General features: G+C 43.2%; 23 protein-coding genes. 5 read left to right on the top strand and 18 right to left on the bottom strand.

The annotated features are described in order from the left end of the window. The first annotated feature begins 59 nt into the window (after positions 1-59). On the top strand, positions 60-461 hold the full coding sequence (locus tag NBH07_RS13365) for a DUF3127 domain-containing protein (RefSeq protein WP_005861275.1): 402 nt from the start codon (positions 60-62) through the stop codon (positions 459-461). 6 nt (positions 462-467) lie between these two features. Then, positions 468-1,418, top strand: coding sequence for a calcium/sodium antiporter (locus tag NBH07_RS13360; protein ID WP_005861273.1), 951 nt, complete (start codon positions 468-470; stop codon positions 1,416-1,418). Positions 1,419-1,463: 45 nt separating this feature from the next. Here NBH07_RS13360 and NBH07_RS13355 read toward each other — a convergent pair whose 3' ends face one another. Both NBH07_RS13355 and NBH07_RS13350 read right to left on the bottom strand, forming a co-directional pair. Beyond that, the gene (locus NBH07_RS13355) at positions 1,464-3,749 is read right to left on the bottom strand and encodes a RelA/SpoT family protein (protein WP_005861271.1); all 2,286 of its coding nucleotides are present in this window, start codon (positions 3,747-3,749) and stop codon (positions 1,464-1,466) included. Positions 3,750-3,846: 97 nt separating this feature from the next. Beyond that, positions 3,847-4,317 (bottom strand): Lrp/AsnC family transcriptional regulator, encoded by a 471-nt coding sequence (locus tag NBH07_RS13350; protein ID WP_005861270.1) that lies wholly within the window; start codon positions 4,315-4,317, stop codon positions 3,847-3,849. Between the two features lie 168 nt (positions 4,318-4,485). Here NBH07_RS13350 and NBH07_RS13345 point away from each other — a divergent pair, with 168 nt between their 5' ends. After that, a complete protein-coding gene (locus tag NBH07_RS13345) occupies positions 4,486-5,775 on the top strand; it encodes an O-acetylhomoserine aminocarboxypropyltransferase/cysteine synthase family protein (RefSeq protein WP_005861268.1) in 1,290 nt (429 codons plus the stop codon). A gap of 102 nt (positions 5,776-5,877) precedes the next feature. Here the strand turns inward: NBH07_RS13345 and NBH07_RS13340 are convergent, their stop codons facing one another. The 13 genes from NBH07_RS13340 to NBH07_RS13280 all read right to left on the bottom strand — a co-directional run bounded on the left by NBH07_RS13340 (position 5,878) and on the right by NBH07_RS13280 (position 19,641). Next, entirely contained in the window at positions 5,878-6,276 is a 399-nt protein-coding gene (locus NBH07_RS13340; protein ID WP_005861266.1) for a hypothetical protein, read from the bottom strand. A gap of 319 nt (positions 6,277-6,595) precedes the next feature. After that, the gene (locus tag NBH07_RS13335; RefSeq protein WP_005861264.1) at positions 6,596-7,351 is read right to left on the bottom strand and encodes a LytR/AlgR family response regulator transcription factor; all 756 of its coding nucleotides are present in this window, start codon (positions 7,349-7,351) and stop codon (positions 6,596-6,598) included. A gap of 6 nt (positions 7,352-7,357) precedes the next feature. Beyond that, positions 7,358-8,416, bottom strand: a complete 1,059-nt coding sequence (locus NBH07_RS13330) for a sensor histidine kinase (RefSeq protein ID WP_008780692.1) — start codon at positions 8,414-8,416, stop codon at positions 7,358-7,360. A gap of 67 nt (positions 8,417-8,483) precedes the next feature. After that, the gene (locus NBH07_RS13325) at positions 8,484-10,040 is read right to left on the bottom strand and encodes a lytic transglycosylase domain-containing protein (RefSeq protein WP_005861261.1); all 1,557 of its coding nucleotides are present in this window, start codon (positions 10,038-10,040) and stop codon (positions 8,484-8,486) included. Between the two features lie 5 nt (positions 10,041-10,045). Beyond that, entirely contained in the window at positions 10,046-10,756 is a 711-nt protein-coding gene (locus NBH07_RS13320) for a DUF5683 domain-containing protein (RefSeq protein ID WP_005866821.1), read from the bottom strand. Next, the gene (locus NBH07_RS13315; protein ID WP_005861256.1) at positions 10,753-11,640 is read right to left on the bottom strand and encodes a ParB/RepB/Spo0J family partition protein; all 888 of its coding nucleotides are present in this window, start codon (positions 11,638-11,640) and stop codon (positions 10,753-10,755) included. Before NBH07_RS13315 ends, NBH07_RS13320 begins: the two co-directional genes overlap by 4 nt. Continuing rightward, the gene (locus NBH07_RS13310) at positions 11,628-12,407 is read right to left on the bottom strand and encodes a ParA family protein (protein WP_005861254.1); all 780 of its coding nucleotides are present in this window, start codon (positions 12,405-12,407) and stop codon (positions 11,628-11,630) included. The genes NBH07_RS13315 and NBH07_RS13310 overlap by 13 nt, the downstream gene beginning before the upstream one ends. Positions 12,408-12,603: 196 nt before the next feature. Continuing rightward, positions 12,604-13,023 carry a DUF6575 domain-containing protein gene (locus NBH07_RS13305; protein ID WP_005861253.1) on the bottom strand — a complete coding sequence of 140 codons (420 nt, stop codon included), beginning with the start codon at positions 13,021-13,023 and terminating at the stop codon, positions 12,604-12,606. Positions 13,024-13,101: 78 nt separating this feature from the next. Next, entirely contained in the window at positions 13,102-13,248 is a 147-nt protein-coding gene (locus NBH07_RS13300; protein ID WP_226766666.1) for a hypothetical protein, read from the bottom strand. Positions 13,249-14,103: 855 nt separating this feature from the next. Then, on the bottom strand, positions 14,104-17,472 hold the full coding sequence (locus NBH07_RS13295) for a DUF6383 domain-containing protein (protein ID WP_005861251.1): 3,369 nt from the start codon (positions 17,470-17,472) through the stop codon (positions 14,104-14,106). A gap of 692 nt (positions 17,473-18,164) precedes the next feature. After that, on the bottom strand, positions 18,165-18,917 hold the full coding sequence (locus tag NBH07_RS13290; protein WP_005861250.1) for a biotin--[acetyl-CoA-carboxylase] ligase: 753 nt from the start codon (positions 18,915-18,917) through the stop codon (positions 18,165-18,167). Continuing rightward, positions 18,904-19,263, bottom strand: coding sequence for an MmcQ/YjbR family DNA-binding protein (locus NBH07_RS13285; RefSeq protein WP_005861248.1), 360 nt, complete (start codon positions 19,261-19,263; stop codon positions 18,904-18,906). Before NBH07_RS13285 ends, NBH07_RS13290 begins: the two co-directional genes overlap by 14 nt. A gap of 12 nt (positions 19,264-19,275) precedes the next feature. Next, a complete protein-coding gene (locus tag NBH07_RS13280) occupies positions 19,276-19,641 on the bottom strand; it encodes a YraN family protein (RefSeq protein ID WP_008773876.1) in 366 nt (121 codons plus the stop codon). A gap of 69 nt (positions 19,642-19,710) precedes the next feature. On the opposite strand from NBH07_RS13280, the gene NBH07_RS13275 reads away from it, so the two are divergent. Next, entirely contained in the window at positions 19,711-19,938 is a 228-nt protein-coding gene (locus NBH07_RS13275; protein ID WP_005861242.1) for a hypothetical protein, read from the top strand. Beyond that, the gene (locus tag NBH07_RS13270) at positions 19,935-20,375 is read left to right on the top strand and encodes a nucleoside deaminase (protein ID WP_005861241.1); all 441 of its coding nucleotides are present in this window, start codon (positions 19,935-19,937) and stop codon (positions 20,373-20,375) included. Before NBH07_RS13275 ends, NBH07_RS13270 begins: the two co-directional genes overlap by 4 nt. Positions 20,376-20,378: 3 nt before the next feature. Here the strand turns inward: NBH07_RS13270 and NBH07_RS13265 are convergent, their stop codons facing one another. From NBH07_RS13265 to NBH07_RS13255, 3 genes are read right to left on the bottom strand one after another with little or no spacing between them, the layout of a single operon-like run. Then, positions 20,379-20,657, bottom strand: a complete 279-nt coding sequence (locus tag NBH07_RS13265; protein ID WP_005861240.1) for a DUF4834 family protein — start codon at positions 20,655-20,657, stop codon at positions 20,379-20,381. A gap of 56 nt (positions 20,658-20,713) precedes the next feature. After that, complete coding sequence (locus tag NBH07_RS13260; RefSeq protein WP_005861239.1) at positions 20,714-21,415, bottom strand: CDP-alcohol phosphatidyltransferase family protein; 702 nt, start codon at positions 21,413-21,415, stop codon at positions 20,714-20,716. Next, complete coding sequence (locus NBH07_RS13255; RefSeq protein WP_005861238.1) at positions 21,412-22,074, bottom strand: phosphatidylserine decarboxylase family protein; 663 nt, start codon at positions 22,072-22,074, stop codon at positions 21,412-21,414. The genes NBH07_RS13260 and NBH07_RS13255 overlap by 4 nt, the downstream gene beginning before the upstream one ends. Between the last annotated feature and the right edge of the window lie 6 nt (positions 22,075-22,080).

Below are 22,080 nucleotides of genomic sequence, written 5' to 3'. Positions count from 1 at the left end.
GAACAAAACCGTACCTTCGTCCCCAATTAAATAAAACATAAGCAAATAAAATACAAGACATGGAAATTACAGGAAAAATTATTCAAGTCCTACCGGAAGTAGGCGGTGTCAGCAAAGCCGGAAACGAATGGAAAAAACAAGAGTACGTATTAGAGACACACGATCAATATCCCAAGAAAGTATGCTTCCAGATATTCGGAGCGGATAAGATCGCTCAAGCGGCCATTCAGCCGGGCGAGGAATTGACAGTCTCTTTCGACATTGACAGCCGTGAGTACCAAGGCCGCTGGTTCACCAGTATCAACGCATGGAAAGTAGACCGTCCGATGGCGGCAGCTCCTCAAGCCGCTCCGATGGGAGTAACTCCGGATAATTTCGCTCCGGCTTCCGCTCCTACGGCTCCAGCCTCATCCGCTCCTGATTTCGGACCGGCCAATCCAATCGATGATTTGCCATTCTAAAGACTAATGGATATCGTATTACTAATTGGCGGTTTACTACTAATTTTAGTCGGGGCTAACGCCTTGACAGATGGTGCCGCCTCGGTAGCCAAACGCTTCAATATTTCCAGCTTAGTAATCGGGCTAACTATTGTGGCGTTTGGGACTTCCGCACCGGAATTAACGGTCAGTGTCGTATCCGCCTTGAAAGGAAGCTCGGATATCGCTATTGGTAATGTAGTAGGAAGCAATATATTTAACGCCTTGATGATTGTCGGCTGTACGGCCGCTATCGTACCGATCAGCGTCACGAAAGGTACGTTGAGCAAAGAGATCCCTCTTTGCGTGCTTGCCTCAATCGTATTATTTATTTGTGCGAATGACGTTTTGATCAACGGCGCATCGCACAATAGTATCAGTAGTAGCGATGGAATGTTACTATTATGCTTCTTCGCCATTTTCCTTGGCTATACATTCGCGATCGCACATAATAGAGAGGAAAATGGAGAGAGCACGATTAAAATAATGCCCATTTGGAAAGCGAGTTTATTCATCATTGGTGGATTGGCTGGTTTGATTTACGGAGGACAATTTTTCGTGGATGGAGCTTCTGGTATCGCCCGTGGACTGGGTGTTAGCGAATCTATTATCGGTTTGACTTTAGTGGCCGGAGGAACCTCTCTTCCTGAGTTAGCGACTTCCGTCGTGGCCGCATTAAAGAAGAACCCGGAGATGGCGATCGGAAATGTTATCGGTTCCAACCTCTTCAATATATTCTTCGTATTAGGTTGTAGCGCGACAATCACGCCGATGAACATACAAGGCATTACCAATCTGGATTTGGGCGTCATGATCGGTTCATGCGTATTGCTTTATATTTTTGGCCTTTTCTTCAAGAAACGGACCATCACTAGGCCGGAGGGAATCCTATTGATCGCTTGTTATATAGCTTATATAACTTATTTGATTGTCGGCTGATAAAGCTTTTATAAAACAAAAGTGTAGCGAAGCACTTCGCTACACTTAATCCGCTACACGTCCGACAGATTTAATATTCTGTATCTTCGACAAAGTCACGCACATTTTCTGGATATCTTCTACGTCATGAACTTTCATCTTTATCTTACCTTCAAACACGCCGTCTTTCGCCTCGATCAGCAAGCGCATGATGTTCACGTTGAAATCCTCGGAAATCGTTTTCGTGATCGTATTCAGTACGCCTATCGAGTCTATACCTTTCACCTCTAGCGTGGCCTCAAAAGAAGCGTTCATATGGCTGCTCCAAACCGTATTCAAGATACGTTCGCCAAAGCTACTTTTCAAGCGCATGGCGATCGGGCAGGAACGTTTATGAACTACTACATTTCCATCATCATTGATAAAACCTAAAGAGTCATCTCCCGGAATCGGCTTACAACATTCGGCAATTACATAATTACGCTCAAAAGCCTCCTCTTTCAATAAATAAGGCTTTTTCTTATCATATTTAGGCTTCTCTTTCTTGGCTTCCTCCTCTTCGGGTTGTTTCACCTTCTTGGAAGCGACACCCAACGCCTGTTTCACATACTTAAACAAGACATTATCCGTCTTCTCCTTCAACAGCTTCTTTAAATTCTCGGGCAAAACCACATCCCCCTTCTCTACCGCATAAAAGAATTCCTCGCGTTTCGAGAATCCAAAATACATGCCTAATTTATCCAGATTGGATGTACTCGCCTCAAGCTCCGAACGCTTGAAGGCATCAAGAACTTTTATCTCTCCATACTTAGCGACCTCTTTACGGACACGCTTTAATACGGCATCGATCTTCGCACGAGCCTTAGCGGTAGTCACGAAATTCAACCACTCCGGTTGCGGCTCCTGAGAGCGGGAAGTCAAGACCTCCACCTGATCTCCACTGGACAGCGGATGACTCAATGGCACCAAACGATGGTTTACCTTAGCGCCAATACATTTATTACCGATATCGGAGTGAAGCGCATAAGCGAAATCCAAGGCGGTAGCCCCTTGGGGCAATGTCTTTATATCTCCTTTCGGAGTGAAAACAAATATCTCGGAAGTAAATAAGTTCAGTTTGATCGTATCCAAGAAATCCAGCGCATTCGGGTCCGGACTCTCCAATATCTCGGTAATGGTTTGTATCCATTTATCCAATTCCGTATCCTCCTCCACGTTGGATTCCTTGTATTTCCAATGGGCAGCGAAGCCTTTCTCTGCGATATCATCCATACGGCGGCTACGGATCTGGATCTCTACCCATTGTCCATCCGGTCCCATAACGGTCAGATGAAGCGCTTGATAACCGTTCGCTTTCGGACGGCTCACCCAATCACGGATACGGTCGGGACGAATCCGGTAAATATCCGTAATAGCCGAGTAGATATCCCAACATTGGTTTTTCTCGTCCACACCGGGAAGCGGGTCAAAAATAATGCGGACCGCATAAATATCATAAATATCCTCGAAAGCGACACCCTTGCTTTCCATCTTATTCCAAATGGAATAGACCGATTTCACACGGGCACGCATCTCATACTGAAGTCCCATCGATTTCAGCTTCTCGTCCACAGGGGCGGCGAAACGTTCGAATAATTTATTACGGCTCTCTTCTGTCGCTTTCAACTTAGCGCTGATGAAGTCATATTCTTGCGGATGCTCATATTTAAAACTCAAATCCTCCAGTTCCGTCTTGATCGAGAAGAGACCCAGACGATGCGCCAGAGGAGCATACAGATAAAGAGTCTCACCCGCGATCTTAAATTGCTTGGCGGGAAGCATGGAACCCAAAGTCCTCATATTATGAAGACGGTCTGCGATCTTGATTAGAATCACCCGTATATCGTCACTCATAGTCAGCAGCAACTTACGGAAGTTCTCGGCTTGAGCCGAGGCCTGTTCCCCAAAAATGCCACCGGATATCTTCGTCAAGCCATCCACGATCTGGGCGATCTTGTCTCCGAACATATCCCGGATATCCTCCACCGTATACTCGGTATCTTCCACGACATCATGCAATAACGCAGAGCAAATAGAGGTAGAGCCCAAACCCATCTCCCGGCATACGATACGAGCCACGGCGATAGGATGCATTATATAAGGTTCGCCGGAACGCCGTTTCACTCCGGCGTGCGCTTGATTGGCGAAATTAAAAGCTTTCGTGATTCGTTCGACCTTACGGCGGTGGTTTGACTTCAAATAATCGTTCAACAACGCATTGAACCCATCTTGTATCATCTGTTCGTCCGCAGAGAGAACGGACGCAGCCTCGCCCGTTTCTTTTATATCTTTTGTGTCCTTTGTATCGTCCATGGTTTTACACCTCCCATTTTTATACTGTATAGCCACAAATATATACAAATATTTGGAAGGAAACCCTAACAAAAGACAAAAATAGAATATCTACTGCTTAAATATGGATCCCATAGTCGTGTTTAACCTCGTCCATGACAAAAGTACTTCTCAACGAGCCCAAACTATCGATCGTTCCTAACACATTTAAAATAAACTCTTGATAATATTTCATATTGGGAGCGTGTATCTTCAATAAGTAATCATAATCGCCTGAAATATTATAGCACTCCGTTACCTCGGGGATTTCTTGAATAATCCGGGTAAACTCAAAAGCTATATCCTTATTCAGCCGAACCAATTTCACGCTACAAAAGACAACAAAGCCTTGATTCAGCTTCTCCGCATCTAGTACCGCTATATACTTCTTTATATATCCACTATTCTCAAGACGTTTTAAACGCTCGAACACCGGGGTTGACGAGAGACTGACCCTTGCCGCCAACTCTTTCGTAGTCAACCGGGCATTATCTTGTAACGTTCGGAGGATTTGCAGATCCACCTTGTCTAACTTATCTGAAACATTCATAAGAAAAAAATTCTATCGGATTGATTCCCCAGCGTCCTTCGCCGAAGATGTATTCTATTTATAGCCCTAAAAATAGTATTATTTTCTATATTCTCAACGAATCTTGTCCAAAAAGCACACACATCATACATTTGCCAACAGAATAAGAACTAAATAAACAAGATGACTATGGCAACAAAGAAGTTACATTTCGAGACATTACAACTTCATGTAGGACAAGAACAACCGGATCCCGCAACCGACGCACGTGCAGTACCCATTTATCAAACAACTTCCTATGTATTCCATAACGCACAACATGCGGCAGACCGTTTCGGCCTACGTGACGCAGGGAATATTTACGGACGTTTGACAAACTCCACGCAAGGCGTTTTCGAGGCACGTGTAGCTGCCTTAGAAGGAGGTGTGGCAGGTTTGGCCGTGGCTTCAGGAGCAGCGGCTGTCACCTATGCGTTACAGAACATAGTGAGGGCAGGAGATCATATTATCGCGGCCGATAATTTGTATGGCGGTTCCTTCAACCTGATCACCCATACACTGGCCTCCCAAGGCATTACTAATACGATTATCAATGTAAATGACCTAAACGCATTAGAAGCAGCCATCCGGGAAAACACGAAAGCCATTTATGTAGAGACATTCGGGAATCCTAACTCTGACGTAACGAATCTGGATGCGGTAGCGGAAGTCGCTCACCGATACCATGTTCCATTAATCGTAGACAATACGTTCGGAACCCCCTACTTGATTCGTCCGATCGAACATGGAGCTGACATTGTCATCCATTCCGCCACAAAGTTCATAGGAGGACACGGCAGTAGCCTAGGAGGTGTAATTGTAGACGGAGGTACTTTCGACTGGAAGGCGAATGCAGATAAGTTCCCTACATTAGCTAAACCAGACCCAAGTTATCATGGAGCCATATTTGCGGACGTAGCAGGTTCCGCCGCCTTTGTCACCCGTATCCGTGCGGTCATTCTTCGCGATACCGGGGCAACGATCTCTCCTTTCAATGCTTTTATATTGTTGCAAGGATTAGAGACCTTATCCCTACGCGTGGAGCGCCATGTAGCAAACGCATTGAAAGTCGTGGATTATTTATCAAAACATCCGAAAGTAGAAAAAGTGAATCATCCATCACTTCCTACCCATCCGGACCATGAACTTTACAATAAATATTTCCCGAATGGTGCCGGCAGTATCTTCACCTTCGAGATCAAAGGCGGGCAGGAAGCCGCTTGGAAATTCATCGACTCACTGGAGATATTTTCCCTACTAGCGAATGTCGCCGATGTAAAGAGCCTTGTCATTCATCCATACACGACCACTCATTCCCAGATGAGCCCGGAAGAACTTGCCCAACAGCACATAACACCATCCACCGTACGCTTGAGCATCGGAACCGAATATATAGATGATATTATAGATGATCTGGATCAAGCTTTCGCTAAAATCTGATAGCGCACTTCCAAAAGGAAAAGGACAGAAGCAAAGAAGGCGATCCCTGTTCGACACAAGGATCGCCTTTCTAATCAACATCACATCGAGCCAAGGTTACACTCATTTATTCTCAGCCAAATAGATATCCGTAAATGTCACAGCTCCGGTTAATCGGTTATTGTTGTTAGTTACATTTAACAATATGACATACTTGCGATACTGATCGGCAGTCAACGCCTCTTTCATCAGCTTCAAATTGCCGTACACGGCTTTTTGCAATCGTTCATCCTGACGCTTCAGGTCTTTGCTCAAACTCTTTCTTTGTTCTTGTACAAAATAATCATTAATGTTAAGTACCTCCTCCATTTGGTAAGGAGCCAATCCTAGATAAGAACTCAATCGGCTAAACTCTACCGCAAACGGTTCTTTATTCCCATATTCATTCACACATTGCGCTTTCGCAAAATTCATTGTAGCACTCATTCCCAAAACCGCTACCGCCATAATTAACTTTCTCATAATACCTACAATTTACCTATTACAAAACCATTTACAAAACAAACACTCATTTTAGAGAAGATAGCCTAAACATTCTTTTGTTTCGGACTAATCCTTTTTTACAAACCTATTAACCTATCTAATGTGTATGATAAAACTCGGATTAACATCAAAATTTCAACTTACATCTTATTGATGTATCTCCTTGTTTATATTGCAAAGATGAAGAATTATCGGATAGGAAGTTTCCGATTGTTGACGAAAAGGAAAAAATGGGGATTGAACACGAAAAGGGCAAAAAAATACCGGCTTTAAGAGAACCGGCATTTCTATTTAATTATTATTCCAGACTTACTATCCAAGACTTAAACTCGGATGCTTTATTTTTACTAATATATATACGCTCAGGCACTTCTATATCCAAAGTAACGAGCAAACGGCTATCAAACCAAATTGTTATGTCCTTCACGCTATCACGAGAAATGATGAATTGTTTATTCGCACGAATAAAATCAGCAGGACTTAAAGAAGAAATTATCTGTTCCAATGTTTTAGCATATGGATACGAATTACCACTCTTTAAATAAACATATGTATTCTTATCAGCCGTATAGAAACAAGACACATCTTTCAAGCTAATAGGCAACAATTTATCCTTAATAGGAATCAGTAGTTTATCCTTGTATTTAGGAGTAGTAGACAACTGTGTTAATTGGGATAAATAATGGATGATATCTTGATGATTCCATCGGCTAAACTTATCTAAGGCCCTTTTCAATTCTTCCGACTTAATCGGCTTCAAGATATAGTCTATGCTGTTTACTTTGAAAGCGTCGATCGCATATTGATCGTACGCCGTAGTAAAGATAATCGGTGCCTCCACCTCTATCTGGTCAAAAATAGCGAAAGCGGAACCGTCCGATAAATGAATATCCATAAAAATCAAATCCGGCCTCGGATTGGCTTGCAGCCAACGTACCGTTTGCTGGACACTCTCCGTATTTCCCATGATCTCAAGCGTGGGATCTATTGTAACCAACATATCCGCTAAGTTCTCATAGGCGGCGGTCTCGTCCTCTACGATCAGTATTCTCATATAGCATCATTTTAGGGGTAGGTATACCTGAAACTCATCCTCATCAGATTCTACCCGTATTTGTTTATTCATTAATAGCAAGAAACGATTCTCCAGATTCTTAAGCCCGGTTCCATTCGTATCCGGTAAGGTCAATTTCGGATAGATTGGATTAGAAACAACCAGTTCCATTCGCTCGTTCAGCCGGATCAAGATATCCATCCGGTGCTCGCTGTCTATAATATTATGTACCGTCACGTTCTCTACCAACGGAAGCAAAGATAATACGGGAATTCGCAAGTTCCGCTTATCTTCGGGAACTTCGATCGTAAAAGTAAGCTTATTGGCGAAACGGACTACCATTACATGCTGAAAAGCCTCTATAAACGCAAGCTCCTCCGACAGTGGTACCAAATTCTTTTTATCACTCTGAAGGATATAACGGAATATATCGGACAATTTCGTAACATACAACAAGGTATTCTCATCGTTTTTCTTCCGTATCAAGGAGGAGATTCCATTCAATGAATTGAAAAAGAAATGCGGATTGATCTGGTTCACCAATGCATCGCAGCGGCTCTGCAAATTCTCGACACGCAGATTCTCGATCAATTGATCCTTTTCCCGTTGATTGTGATATAGCATTTGTATATAGCCGATCAAGGTACATAACAACGCCAACACGATAAACTGGAAGATAATGATACTCAAAAAACGATCATAACTAATAGTCAGGAAGGAGATCAATTTATAGACAACAAAGCCTCCGGAAACGTACAGGGCATTCCAGAGCAACCGCTCGAAGAAGGAGGTACAATCCTCATGCCTCAAGTTACTTTTCAGCAAAAACCAAATAAGTCCCCAGAAGTAAAGAAAACGGAACCCAAAGAAGAGTAAAAATCCTTGATGATCGTTCGGAGCCAGATAGCTCATGTCACAAAAGATCCATGCCAAATTCGGGTAGGCGATAAACACCGCGCAAACCAAACTGACCAACCAAGGTTTAGCCTTGACCACTGATATCTTTTCATCCAATGAACCCATACGATTGTATCTTTTTTCGTATACAAAGGAATAAAAAATCATTCACATCCTTCTCCAGTGCAGGAAGAAAGCGAAAAAAAAGAGTTAAAGACGAATTATCCCCGAATGATCATCCTACCGGTATCTTCAGTACTTGACCCGGACGGATATCCGGACTTGACAGCCCATTCACCTTTTGTAAGGAAGAGGCGGTAACCCCAGGGTATTTCTTGGAAATCGAATAAAGCGAATCTCCCGATTTAACCTTATAAGAGACAAAATCTTTATTAGCGGAAGCGATCTGTTTTGTAGCGGCGGAAGCCGACTTTTTCGTTGTTGTCGCAGTTGATTTCGCAGTCACGGTAGTTGATTTCACCGGAGTCTTGGTAGCCGAGGCAAAAGCGACACCCCCATTATCTACATATAATCTTAACCGTTTTCCTTTCGCTACCCGGTTGGAGCCTAGCCCGTTCCATTTACGGATATCTTTCGCTGTCACTCCATAGCGATTAGCGATCGTATAAAGATTCTCACCACTCAATACCACGTGGGTGATTTTTTCCCGGGTCGCACCACTTGGTAAAGAGCCATTAGAGTTATTCGCAGAAATGCAATTCGCCAACAGTTCCTCGATCCGATGCGTATAGACCGTATCTTCTTTATCGATAAAAGCATAGGTTTCCGCCGCAGGTAGTTTCAAAACCGAAGGGCGGGTATTACCCGGAACGATGTCTCTTTTATATTGTGGATTTAACGCACGCAACGTCTCAATATCTACTTGCAATAGATCCGATACCTGCTGCAAATGTAGGGCATTATTCACCATGACCGTATCCGTGGCTAGCGGCAAGCTGGTTTGCATCGGACAGATGTTATGCTCGCAATAATAATTCATGACGTAATTGGCGGCGATAAATAAGGGGACGTATGAACGAGTCTCTTTCGGTAAATAAGGGAAGATATCCCAGAAGTCCGTCTTGCCCCCCGAACGACGGATCGCTTTATTCACGTTGCCCGGCCCGCAGTTATAAGATGCCAACACTAAATTCCAATCCCCATAGATAGCGTACATATCCTTGAAATACTTACAAGCGGCCTCGGTCGCTTTCAAGGGGTCCCGGCGCTCGTCCACCAAGCTATTAATCTCCAAGCCATAGCTCTTACCCGTAGGAAGCATGAATTGCCATAAACCACAAGCGCCCACACGAGAGAGGGCTACCGGATTCAAGGCACTTTCCACGACGGCGAGATATTTCAATTCAATAGGCAGGTCATGCTCATCCAACACCTGCTCGATTATCGGAAAATAAAAGTCCGCCATCCCCAGCATATAACGCACTAAATTTCGTTTACGCTCCGCATATAAGTCAATACAATCACGCACTATATTATTATAGGGCAAAGCGATCACGCTGGGAAGCCTAGACAGGCGGTCGATATAGACCGAATCCGGGAAATAGACATTCTCGTCGTCATCATGGCAAAAGTCCTCTCTTTTTGAGAAATATTGCACATGCCAAGTACGGAGCAAACTATCCACGTTCGCATCCAAGCTTTCCGGAATCAATCCGACCTCAGACTCCAGCGAGCTTAAGGTATCTTTTTCCTCAATTCGGGTCTCTTCCTGCGCATAGACCAATGAGACCAAACAATTTAAACAAATGAGTGCTAGCAGGTATCTTTTCATGTATATCAGAATTTTAGACTGCAATTTAATCCGTAAGTACGAGGCGTGACACTCGTCTTCGGACTAACAACCGGCTCCAAATGCAAGGATAAATCCGGTGATATATCAAAATCGAATAACTGGGCATCCACGTAGGCATCCACGATACTCAACGCATACACCCCGACCGTAATAATTATACTCAAGTCTCTATATCGACGAAAATAATCCTTCTGTCTTTTCAATTGATCCTTGAAATTTGAATTATTAATCGCATCCTCAGGAGCCATGGAAGTCAAGTCTTGCCAACTTTTACTCCAAGCATCCGGATTTTCCAGATTCTTAGCGGCATCATACATGATATCCTTATAAGCCGTCGAATAATCCTTATAGTTCTTGTTGTTCCAAGTCACGGCATACATACATCCCATCAAGCCACCGTAAACGATCGGTAATTTCCAATATTTCCGGTTATAGATCTGTCCCAGACCCGGTACCAAGGCGAACAAGACCGCTTTTGTCGGATTCGGCTTAAAAGCCAGCTTCATCTTCACTTCCGGTACACCCACCGAATCGGCCGCCATCAAGACGGCTTGCACGGTAGAATCCGGGGCAGCTACCTCCACGGAATCGGAAACTATAGCAGGAACGGCTTTCTCCGTCTTATCCTCCTGTGCGTTACCCATCCCGGCATAGCACATGAATCCGATCAAAAGGAGTATGATTCGATTTCTCATTTCAATTTATCCAGTAACCCGATCAATTGCTCCAACTCTTCTTCCGTGGCGAAAGGAATCGTAATTTTACCTTTTCCCTTCTCATTGCAAGTCAACTGGACTTTCGTATTGAAGTAACGGGACAAATGATCTTTCAGCAATTTAAACTCTTCCGGAAGTATCGGCTTACGATCCGATTTTTTCTTTTCCGGCAATTCCGGTTGTATTCCCTCGGCTATATTACGCACCATCTCCTCCACGTTACGAACGGAGAGTCCTTGAGCCAATATCTGCTCATATAAAGCTAATTGAACCTCCGGATCATCCACCGGGATCAATGCCCGGGCATGTCCCATATCGATCTTCTTGTCCTTCAATCCTACTTGGATCTCGGCGGGAAGTTTCAATAAACGAAGGTAATTAGCGATCGTAGCACGTTTCTTTCCAACCCTTTCGCTCAGCCCCTCTTGGGTCAAGCCGTAATTATCGATTAATTTTTGATAAGCTAACGCGATTTCGATAGAGTTCAAGTCCTCTCGTTGGATATTCTCTATCAAAGCCATCTCCACCACGTTTTCGTCGGCCGCCGTCTTAATATAAGCGGGAATACGCTCCAAACCTGCTTTTAGCGACGCACGATAACGGCGTTCGCCAGAGATGATCATATATTGCTCGGGGCCGATTTCCTTCAACGTAATCGGCTGTATCACGCCTAACGAGCGGATAGAGGTAGCCAACTCCTCCAAGGTCTCTTCCTCAAAGATGGATCGAGGTTGTTCCGGATTAGGCTGGATCTTGCTTAACTCGATCTCACTAATAGACGATGAACCACCTGTCTTCAGGTCATCCATCGTAATTAACGCGTCTAATCCACGGCCTAACGCCGATCTTTTTAATGCTGCCATAATCCTTTATTTTTTTCAACAATCTCCTGTGCCAACTGCATATGGTTGATAGATCCTTTCGAATCCGCGTCATACAATAAGACAGGTTTACCGTAACTGGAAGCCTCGCTCAACTTCACGTTTCGTTGGATCACGGTAGTAAATACCAAATCACGGAACGGACGTTTCACTTCCTCATAAATCTGGTTCGCCAAACGCAGGCGGGAATCATACATAGTCAAGAGGAATCCCTCTATCTCCAGTGCCGGGTTCAGCTTTGATTTGATAATCTTGATCGTGTTCAACAGCTTACTGATACCTTCCAAGGCGAAATACTCGCATTGTACCGGGATGATCACCGAATCGGCGGCTGTCAAGGCATTCACGGTTATCAATCCCAAAGAAGGAGAGCAGTCGATCAGGATAAAATCGTACTTCTCTTTCAGCGGTGTCAATATCTGCTTCAAGATCCGTTCACGATTCTCCAAGTTTAGCATCTCGATCTCCGCTCCCACCAAATCGATATGAGAGGGGATGATATCCAGTCCTTCCACTTCAGTCTGTGTGATAGCGCCGCTCGCATCCTCACCGTTCACCAGACATTCATAGATAGAAAGTTCTACATTACGTATGTCCACACCCAGACCGGATGAGGCATTCGCCTGCGGATCAGCGTCTACGACCAGCACCTTTTTCTCAAGAGCGGCCAATGACGCAGCCAGATTAATCGTGGTGGTTGTCTTCCCGACTCCACCTTTCTGATTTGCTAAAGCGATAATCTTTCCCATACTATACCTAATTAATTCGAGGGCAAAACTAAACATTAAAAACTGAACCAAACAGGGTTCAATCAAAACAATGCTTGTTTTGTTGATAAATCGCCCTAACTGTTGATAACTCGCAAATATAAGCAGAATAAATCAAATAGGGGGTTATAAGGCTGGTATATAGGTGTTTTTTTGGAAATGATAACGAAGTTTTAAGTTACATACAGACCCATCCCATCCTCCGGGCAATGTCTTGGAATATATTTTTATCGCAGGAAGGAACCTTTATCGTATAGATCTCAGACCGTGATTCCACATGAAAATATCCCTTTTCCGGAAGCCTTTCCTCCGGCAAGGCCTTTCCCTCAAAAGACTGTAGCTCATAATGATTATCATTATAAGACACATTGAAATATTCATTGTCATTCTCCGGATTCAGATAAAGAGTCCTTAAATCGATCCTTCCTCCCCAATAATCATCCAGCCTAGAGGATGAAATCTTAATACCCGTATACCTGCATCCAGCCCCATCATCGAAAAGCAGGCATAAGTATTGCGTACCAAAAGAATCTTTAGCCACAAGGATTTGAGGCACACCATAAAACTCTAGGATCCTATCTAAAAACAAATTAGTCATAACATCATTACCTTTGCCTTATTTACATCAAAACAATAAGATCGCCACCAAGAATAATGAGCCACACCGAATGTCTTTTTAATCATGCCATCTTCTTTGCGAGAAGAAATCCAATGATTTCACAGGATCTCCTTCCGCAATTCTATAAAATACCCCACTACACGCCATAGCATCCGAAGGTGGACATAAGTCCGGTAGCTCCTCAAACCATTTCCTTTCTTCCATGATATCGCAAATATAAGCAGAATAAACAATATACCATATCAAGAATTCCATAAATATGACTAACGAGAAACCATAGCTAAACCACGTTTACCATTTTGACAATTTGTAATATCAAGTCCCGGAGAATCGATTTTTCCGGGCTGATGGACAGTTCATTCTCAAATACGAGAAAAAATTTCAGCAATCATTTACATGACAGCGTCTTATCGAAAAACGGCCTTTCATTCTAGCGGAATTCATTCATTGTAATTCATATTTAGTGGGTTGCTTGAGGGGGTTTATGGGGTTAGAACTGGGTCGTAACAAGGTTATGATGCCCATCCACAAGTATCAACAACCCTATTCTTGACTATTCACGATGCCCATCGGCACTACCGGCGTTGCCCAACGCGACCTATCGCATAGGCTTTCACCACTTATCACGTACAAAAAGGGGGCTTTTTCAATGAAAAATGCCGTTTACAGTCATCCAGCCTCTGCTATTTTACGCTCTCCACCGAAAAGGGATGTCACACATATAGACATTTATCTATCAAAAAGAAAGAATAACAGGGCAGTAGAGCCTAGAACCTGCACGAGTAGTCCTTACAATCCACGCCGGTAGTCGCATATGACGACACCGATACTCACACAAGGTGCTCATGAGAAAAGTATCTTAGTTTCATCGCCCCATACGCCTAAGATACTTCGCCAATGAACTTAGGATACTTGCTCAATGAAACTAAGATACCTTGTTTTTGTATTTAAATATGAAACACTCGTAGGGGAACGCACAAAAGCCCCGCCGAAGTACATCGACGGAGCTCTATCTTATGAACTGTGTCTTTCCTTACGGAAATTCGATCAGTTTTCTACTTATTTAACGATTGTCTTAACAGCCTCTTCACCCTCAACAGCTACAGCTACGATACCAGCAGGTACAGCGATAGTTGCGTTGTCTGAAGTAAGAACTGTCTCAGCAACAACCTTACCTAAGATGTTAGTGATAACTACAGACTTACCAGCAGCGCCTTGAACAGTTACAGTACCGTTGCCAGCTACTACAGATACACCTTCTACAGCTACTTCGTCGTTAGAAGTTACCATATCTCCCTTAGAAGCCTCTGGGTCTACATTGAATACCAACGCTGCATCACCACCGGTCTTAGAAGAGTTGAAATCAGAATCGCCGCGAGTTAATACCAAGCAACCATTTTGCATCTTCAACCAAGCTGCATACTTAGGAGCGATCGCATTTTCCAAGCCATGAACATTTCCTAAAGGAACATTTCCATTTACAGAGGTCTCAGGGCTATCTGAGTAAACATTCGACTCAAACATGAACGCATTAGCTTCGCCCTCTTCTGTCACACTCGCTGCCTTGTCCGGATCTACATAACGGAAAGACCACGTTACATTCTTGTGTTGATCACCTTGTAAGTTTACGATATAAGCACCATCGATCTTAGCAGCTTTGTAAGACTTAATAATCTCATCAATATTCAAATCCGCCGGTTTCATATTCTTGAACTCGTTCACCAAGATATACAAGCTATCACCGGAATGAATTGCCTTAACGAAACCTACGCGAGTATAACCATTCTTAATATCCATGTATGGTTTATCCTTATCTGCTCTAGCTGAGTCCGCAAAGCTTACCAAGTATTTACCATAAGCGAAACCTGCACGTCCCGGCTTAGCATGCTGGCAATGCCATTTATCAGTCTTATGAGCGTTGCCATTCTCATCGATATAGAAGTGTTTGTCATCAGCCTCATCACAAGGAATCGTCTCAATAGCACCTTGATCATCACGTGCTACAGAAATCAAGTATTGAGGCTTAACATTGCCTGCGCCACGGTTCAACCATGCGGTATCAATACGCATAGCCAACTTACCATTCGCTTTATCCTTGTTCCAGATACCTAAATAATCAACAACGCCATTTTTATCCTCAAAGTTAGCATTGGTCTCATCCATCAAGTATTCATGACGATATCTCTCCACGAATGCCAAGCTATCTGCGCCATCATTCACGTTCTCGCCAAGAACCGCCTTATTGAAACGACGATATAAAGGAGCATCGCTAGGCTCTACAGTAAATGCGGAGGTTCTAGACTCATTCAATAACTGAACCTTCAAACCTGCGGTCATACCGTCATCAGCGATACCAACTTTAGAAGTCTCTTTATTCAGATCAGCGATATATGCCGCATGCTTCGTGTTATCATAAGCTGTCTCCAAGATCGCATAGTAATGCTTGCCATCATAGTGGTTGTTCTCTTTGAAGAAGAATGTATCCACTTCTGCTACAGTACCATAATTAGCAGCACCCATAGAATACTTGCTACCATAAGCCTTAACTAATTTAGCCGTCTTGTTCTTAGCGATCACGTAGTTTGTTCTTTCCAATTGAGCAAGTCCCGGGATCTTCTTTAATAATGTAGCGTCAACATCAATACCATACTCAGCGGTAGATCCTTCAGTCAAGGTATATTCGTTAGCAGCCTCCTTCACGTAAATCAAAGAATCTTTGTCTGCACCGTTAGCGATCCAATAATCTTGAGTGAACGGATTCAAATAGTTGAACTTATACTTATTAACGATCAACTCGTTCTTAGCAAGATACTTATAACCCAACTTCTTATCCTTGATTATGGCAGAGTCTGTGATCTGGACAAAAGTAACCCCATCCAAAAGATCATAAGAAGCATCGATCTCATTTTTGTCATTCAATCTCAATTGAACATTGTTATAAGTCTCTAAGAACTCACGGTTAACCACCTTAATCGGAGATGTAGCCTGAGAAGCTTCCGAGTTCAAAGTCTTCGTGATTACCCATTGATAAGCTGGCATGTGCATAGGATCTTGCTCATCCAAAGTAACCCACTCAACCTGGTTGTGACCTACGTTATCATTCTCATGAATAGGAGCAGCCAGAACTTGTCCCTTAGCGTTCTTAATGATATACAAACCGTTAGCAATAGATGTCTTGTCACTTGCAGCATTGCAACCCTTCAAGCCAAAACCGATATGTGTATTGATTGGTCTAGCACCGATTGTCGCAATTCTGTCAGCTACCGTAAAGTTCTGCAACTTAACGAACAATTGAGAAGGAGCAACTGCATCACCAGGCATCTCAGCTACAGCGTTATTATCTAAATTAACGTCAGTATCAGAAACTCCTACATACTTAGAACCATAGTTCTTAATATCTGTTACATCTTTCCAATATTTTTCGGCATTCTTTTCATTCTTATAACGAACCTGCTTTACTTGGATAAACAAGCTATCTGTAGAAGGTTTGTAAGAGAACAAGAACTTATGTTGATTAGCCAACGTTGAATTCTCTACATCTTTGTTCGGCTCTTTTTCAGCATTTGTCCAGCCAAACTTCAAGAATTGGATACCTACACCATTAGCAGCGGTATCAACTTTCAAATAAGAGTTCTCATTCTCTTTATCTGTCACATAAACGAAATTGTGATCAGCAGCAAGACCACCCTTTAGTTCTTTTGCGACAAACGCTTTAGTCGTAAACGGGTTTACGTCAGCATTAGCATCCTGATTGAAATTAAGAACATTCTTATTATCTTTCAAATAAGCGTTAATCTCATCTGCACTCAACACGTAAGTACCTGCGTCGTACACAGTAAACTTTACAGCATCAGTTAAATCTCTAGCTTCACTAGCTAAAACTTTCTTAGCTTTTAACACACCATTATCTTCCAACAAGATAAGAACATAGTCAGCCTCTTGATAAGTAAACATCGGTTGATTTTTCTCCAACACTTCCTTGTAAGTTCTAGCAAAAGCCCAACCGCCGTAAGTTTCACCAACTTGAAGAGCCCCGGAAGTAGCGTTTACCGCCAAGCCCTGAACATCAGCCTCATTGATCGCCAAAAATTCACCTGTAGCTTTGTTCACGAAGTCATAGATAGGCTCTTTACCTTGACCTTGCTCCGTAATCGTAATACACCACAATGAATTCAGTAAATTGTAATTGGAAGCTTTGACAACATACTTGCCATTCTCTATAGCAAGGACACCGTTTGTCGTGTTGCCTGCAGCGGTGCTGGTTACTCTTAATTGATACAAACCGCTTAACGCAGCTTTATCCAATTTTGATACCATAAAAGCATCCGCACCATTGTTAACGCCAGTCAAATCTGCCGCATTCGCAGTAGTGAATGCTGAAGCTAAAAGTAAGCTAGCGCACAAAAAAGTAGAAAACTTTTTGTTCATAATTAAATAATTTAATATTAATACTAAAGTGTAATAAGCTCATTCTTTGGGCTGCCTTCACAAAACCATAATACTGACAGCCGACTTTATCTATCATTTGCAAAGGTACGCGTTTCTTCGATTCGCGCAAATCTTCCCTATTATTTTTTTGTCATCCTACACGCTTTCTTATCAATCAAATAGGCTATTCATTACGAAATAGCGGATTATAACCACGAACTACCCATCCCTTACCTATATCCCCCACTCCATAAAAGCCATTCTCGAACCAAGGCCAAGCATAATAATCCCTCAACCACCAATCAACATAAATTAATGTACACGTACATTATTATTCATGTTATAAAGATTACTTCCACTGGAATTACCGTATCTTGAAAGGATACAAAGTACTATTTACCTCCCCATAGGATATATATTATAAGTGCCAAAGGATATATACTTCCCCAACCAAGTAAGTATAACTGCTCCCAAAATCCTCGCCCGTTACCAAGCCTTCCTCACACACCCAATCCCAATACACATCATCCCAATCAGACCTACGTCAAAAGCCTCATCCTTCAAATTCGTTCATTTTTTGTGATCACTCAAACTACTAACATGAAAAGAGATTCTATAAACGAGCTACTTAGAAGGAAAGAAGAACATAGGAGAAAGCCCTCGCAAAAATCCCAGATTCGCGCCCGAAGAGGTCACTTACAATAAGACACCTCCTTAAAAGCATAACGACGGATGCTTCCATCCCGTAACGCTAGCAAAAGATGCCCGGTTGATTCTATATCATGGATACAGGCCTCGAATTCTCCCGCCTCATCCCTATAGGCATGATAGCCCTCCCTTCTATACAATGCTAATTGATAGCGGATACGAATATCCTCGTATTCCTCTTGGAGGAGAGATAAATAATAGCGATAGAATATTGAGAGGAAACGATCTAAAACCTCTTCCCGGTTTACTTCATTGCCTGTTATTTGAAACAAGGAAACAGGATTCGGAGCATCTCCCCGAAACACCGCTTGATTCAAGTTTATGCCGATCCCGATGATGGAGCAATATAGATTATGCCCTGATAGATCGTTCTCGATCAACATTCCGCAAATCTTCTTATCTTTCCAGTAAATATCATTCGGCCATTTCACCGTGACATGATCCGTATATGAGTCTAACGTTTCTTTTACGCTCAAGGCCGCTATTTGAGAAATCAAGAATTGGCGATTTGCAGGGATGCACGTAGGGTACAGGACTAAGCTAAACATCAAGTTCTTTCCCGCCTCAGACTCCCAAGTATTCCCGATCTGACCACGTCCGGCTGTCTGGAAATCGGCAACGACCACACTTCCTTCCGCAAGAGATTCCTTGATGACCAACTCACGAAGCAAGCTATTCGTAGAAGCGGTTTCCGCCACACGCAAGATGCGGGGAGATTCATTATCAGTGCTCATCATTATAAATTTCCCTTATATTTTTTGGTAGTTTAGCGATCACTTCCCGGTAAGAATGGAAGATCCAGCGTTTAATCTCCTCGTCTTCCATATCCCGGTCCAGATAAATGCTATTCCAGTATTTCTTATTAAAATGGTAAGCTGGCTCAACCGCCGTATAATGTTCCCGTAACTCTTCCACATAATCCGTACTACATTTCAAGGAGACATGAGGCTCCTCCGCATCCAAAGGAAGCAGCAGGAACATCTTATTCTCTACCTTAAAGACCAGCGATACCTCATCGAACGGGAAACACTCGATGGTATTCTTCAAGGAAAGGCAGTATTCACGTACTTCTTCTATATTCATAACTTTTATCTTTTAACGGCAAGGAGCATAGAAAGCATCTTCGATATGGTCGATCAGGAAACCCGTCTCTTTCTTGATCAATGTCACGATATCAAAACGGACTGGTAAGTCTATATTAAAATAACGGACATAGGCATCCGCAGCGGCGACAATCCTCCGAATCTTCTTGGTGTCTACCGCATCTTCCGGTGAAAGCAAAAAATCCTCAGAGCGTGTCTTTACCTCCACCACGATTAACTCATCTTCCTTGACAGCGATAATATCCAGTTCATAATGATGCCAATGCCAATTGGTATGCAACACGTTATATCCATGTTTTACCAGATAGGCACGAGCCTCAGACTCACCTTCCCGACCCATATCGTTCTGTCTTGCCATCGCATTAATTTGCACAAATATAGCCATTTTCTTTGTTATTCGGCTATTCACTCGTACATTTGCAAATGTATGAAAGAAGAACGTAAATATTCATCGGCTCACCCCAATCATCCGAGGGTACACAAAGTGACCTTTATGCTGAATGACGAAGAGCATAAAGCGGTAAAACGTTACCTTTCACGCTACAAGATCGAGAATAAGTCCCGTTGGTACCGAGAGACGATCCTTTCTCACATCCTCAAGACCTTGGAGGAGGATTATCCGACTCTTTTCAACGAAAATGAGATGAGAAGATGAATCCTTTCAATGACGAATATTTCATGAAGCAAGCGTTGGTGGAAGCTCGTGCGGCAGCGTCCGAGGGTGAGGTTCCCGTAGGAGCAGTTATCGTCTGCAACAACCAGATCATAGCGAGGGCGCATAATCAAACCGAATGCTTGAACGACGTGACCGCACATGCCGAGATGTTGGCGATTACGGCCGCCACCGGAGTCTTAGGAGCGAAATACCTGACAAATTGTAGTCTATACGTAACCGTGGAACCCTGCATAATGTGTGCCGGTGCGATCGGATGGGCACAATTAAGCACGATCGTATACGGGGCATCCGATGATAAAAGAGGTTTCTCCAAATTCGCCCCTCAAGCCTTCCATCCGAAAGCGATTATCAAAAAAGGTATCCTTGAAAAAGAGTGCGCGGAAGAAATGCAGCGTTTCTTCAAGCAAAGACGCTAAGCTCTATTTAACTTCCTCGTAATCCACATATTCCCCTTCATCTTTGGCGAATATCTTCTTACGGTGCACATAAGGTGTACGATCATCATCATCGTCCCGGGCGGTAGTAGTCGTAGAACGATGTCCGGAAGTATTGCTATTTGTTTGACGACGTTGTTCTCCCTTACGAGTGCTGTTTCCGCTACCAAAAAAGATGTTCTTAAAGGTACGCAAGATGGAGAAACCCATCAGAAACACCAACAGGATAAAGAAAAAGAATATTACAAACAAAAACTTAAACATAATCCGATACTTAAATGATTCTTTACTATCACAAACACAAAGATAAGAATTCTTGTTTATCCCTTTTTGTTAAAAATAGACAAGACTATATATAACAGGATGGTTCCAGAGATTCCCAAGAATCCCCATAACGCCACGAAAATAATGGCACAAGCGATCAATATATAGCGAAGCTCATTACCCTTCCACGCTAAGGATTTCACCTTCAGCGAGAACATCGGTATCTCAGACACCAACAGCAAGGAGGTAATAAACGCCAAGATAACAGTCACCAACACGAACAAGCCTTCATTCGCATGGACAACCGGTAAAACAGAATATCCCACCGAAGCCCAAAATAAAGCATGCGCCGGAACCGGCAAGCCGATAAACGAGGTAGTTTGCCGTTCATCAATATTGAACTTAGCCAAACGCAAACCTGAAAACGTAGGGATCACGAACGCCAGATAAGGGATATACGTATTCAAAGAGCCAAAAGGCAAAGCCGTAGAAGCCTCTCCCAACAACCAATAGACCACCATGCCCGGAGCGAAGCCGAAACTTACCATATCCGACAAGGAATCCAATTCCTTTCCCATCGGCGAGTAAGCCTTCAATAAACGAGCGGCAAAGCCATCGCAGAAATCAAAGACCGCGGCTATAATAATCCAAATCAACGCAGATAAAAGATTTCCGTGCAAGGCCATAACACTGGCGACACAACCGGACAGAAGGCTTAGACACGTAATTGTATTAGGAATATGTTTTCTTATACTCATTTTGACAAACGGGCTATAGGCGTTTGATTGCCTGTTACTTTTTGATCCATCTCTATTAACACCTCTGTTCCTACCGGCAGGTAGACATCCACGCGAGAACCGAATTTAATAAACCCCATTTGCTCGTCCACATGACATTTCTCTCCCGGCTTGGCATACGTAACGATGCGGCGTGCCATCGCCCCGGCAATCTGACGAGCCAAGACATCCACCCCGTTCCTCGTGGTAATCACGACCGCCGAGCGTTCGTTCTCCGTACTACTCTTCGGCAGATAAGCCGCCATAAAACGCCCGTTCTGGTGGGAAACATGCTTAACGGTACCGTTTACGGGAAACCAATTAGCATGCACGTTGAAGATAGACATAAAGATAGATATCTGTAGGCACTTCTTATGAAGGATCTCGTTCTCCATCACTTCCTCGATGGCAACGATCGTACCGTCGGCGGGAGCGATCACCAAGCCTTCCGAATCATAAGGAAACCGGCGGAAAGGACTACGGAAGAAGTTTAATACCAATAGGAACAATACGGTAGAAACAAAAGCGACAGAATAAAACAGCATACCCTTACCTACCGTATGGTACAAAGTTATATTCACAATAAATAATATTGTAAACAACGTAAGCAGTAAACCGGTTCCTTCTTTATGTACTTTCATTCTTCT

The organism is Parabacteroides sp. B2-S-102 (assembly GCF_023656665.1).
GTDB classification, from domain to species: domain Bacteria; phylum Bacteroidota; class Bacteroidia; order Bacteroidales; family Tannerellaceae; genus Parabacteroides; species Parabacteroides distasonis.
This window is presented reverse-complemented; position numbering and strand designations above follow the sequence as displayed.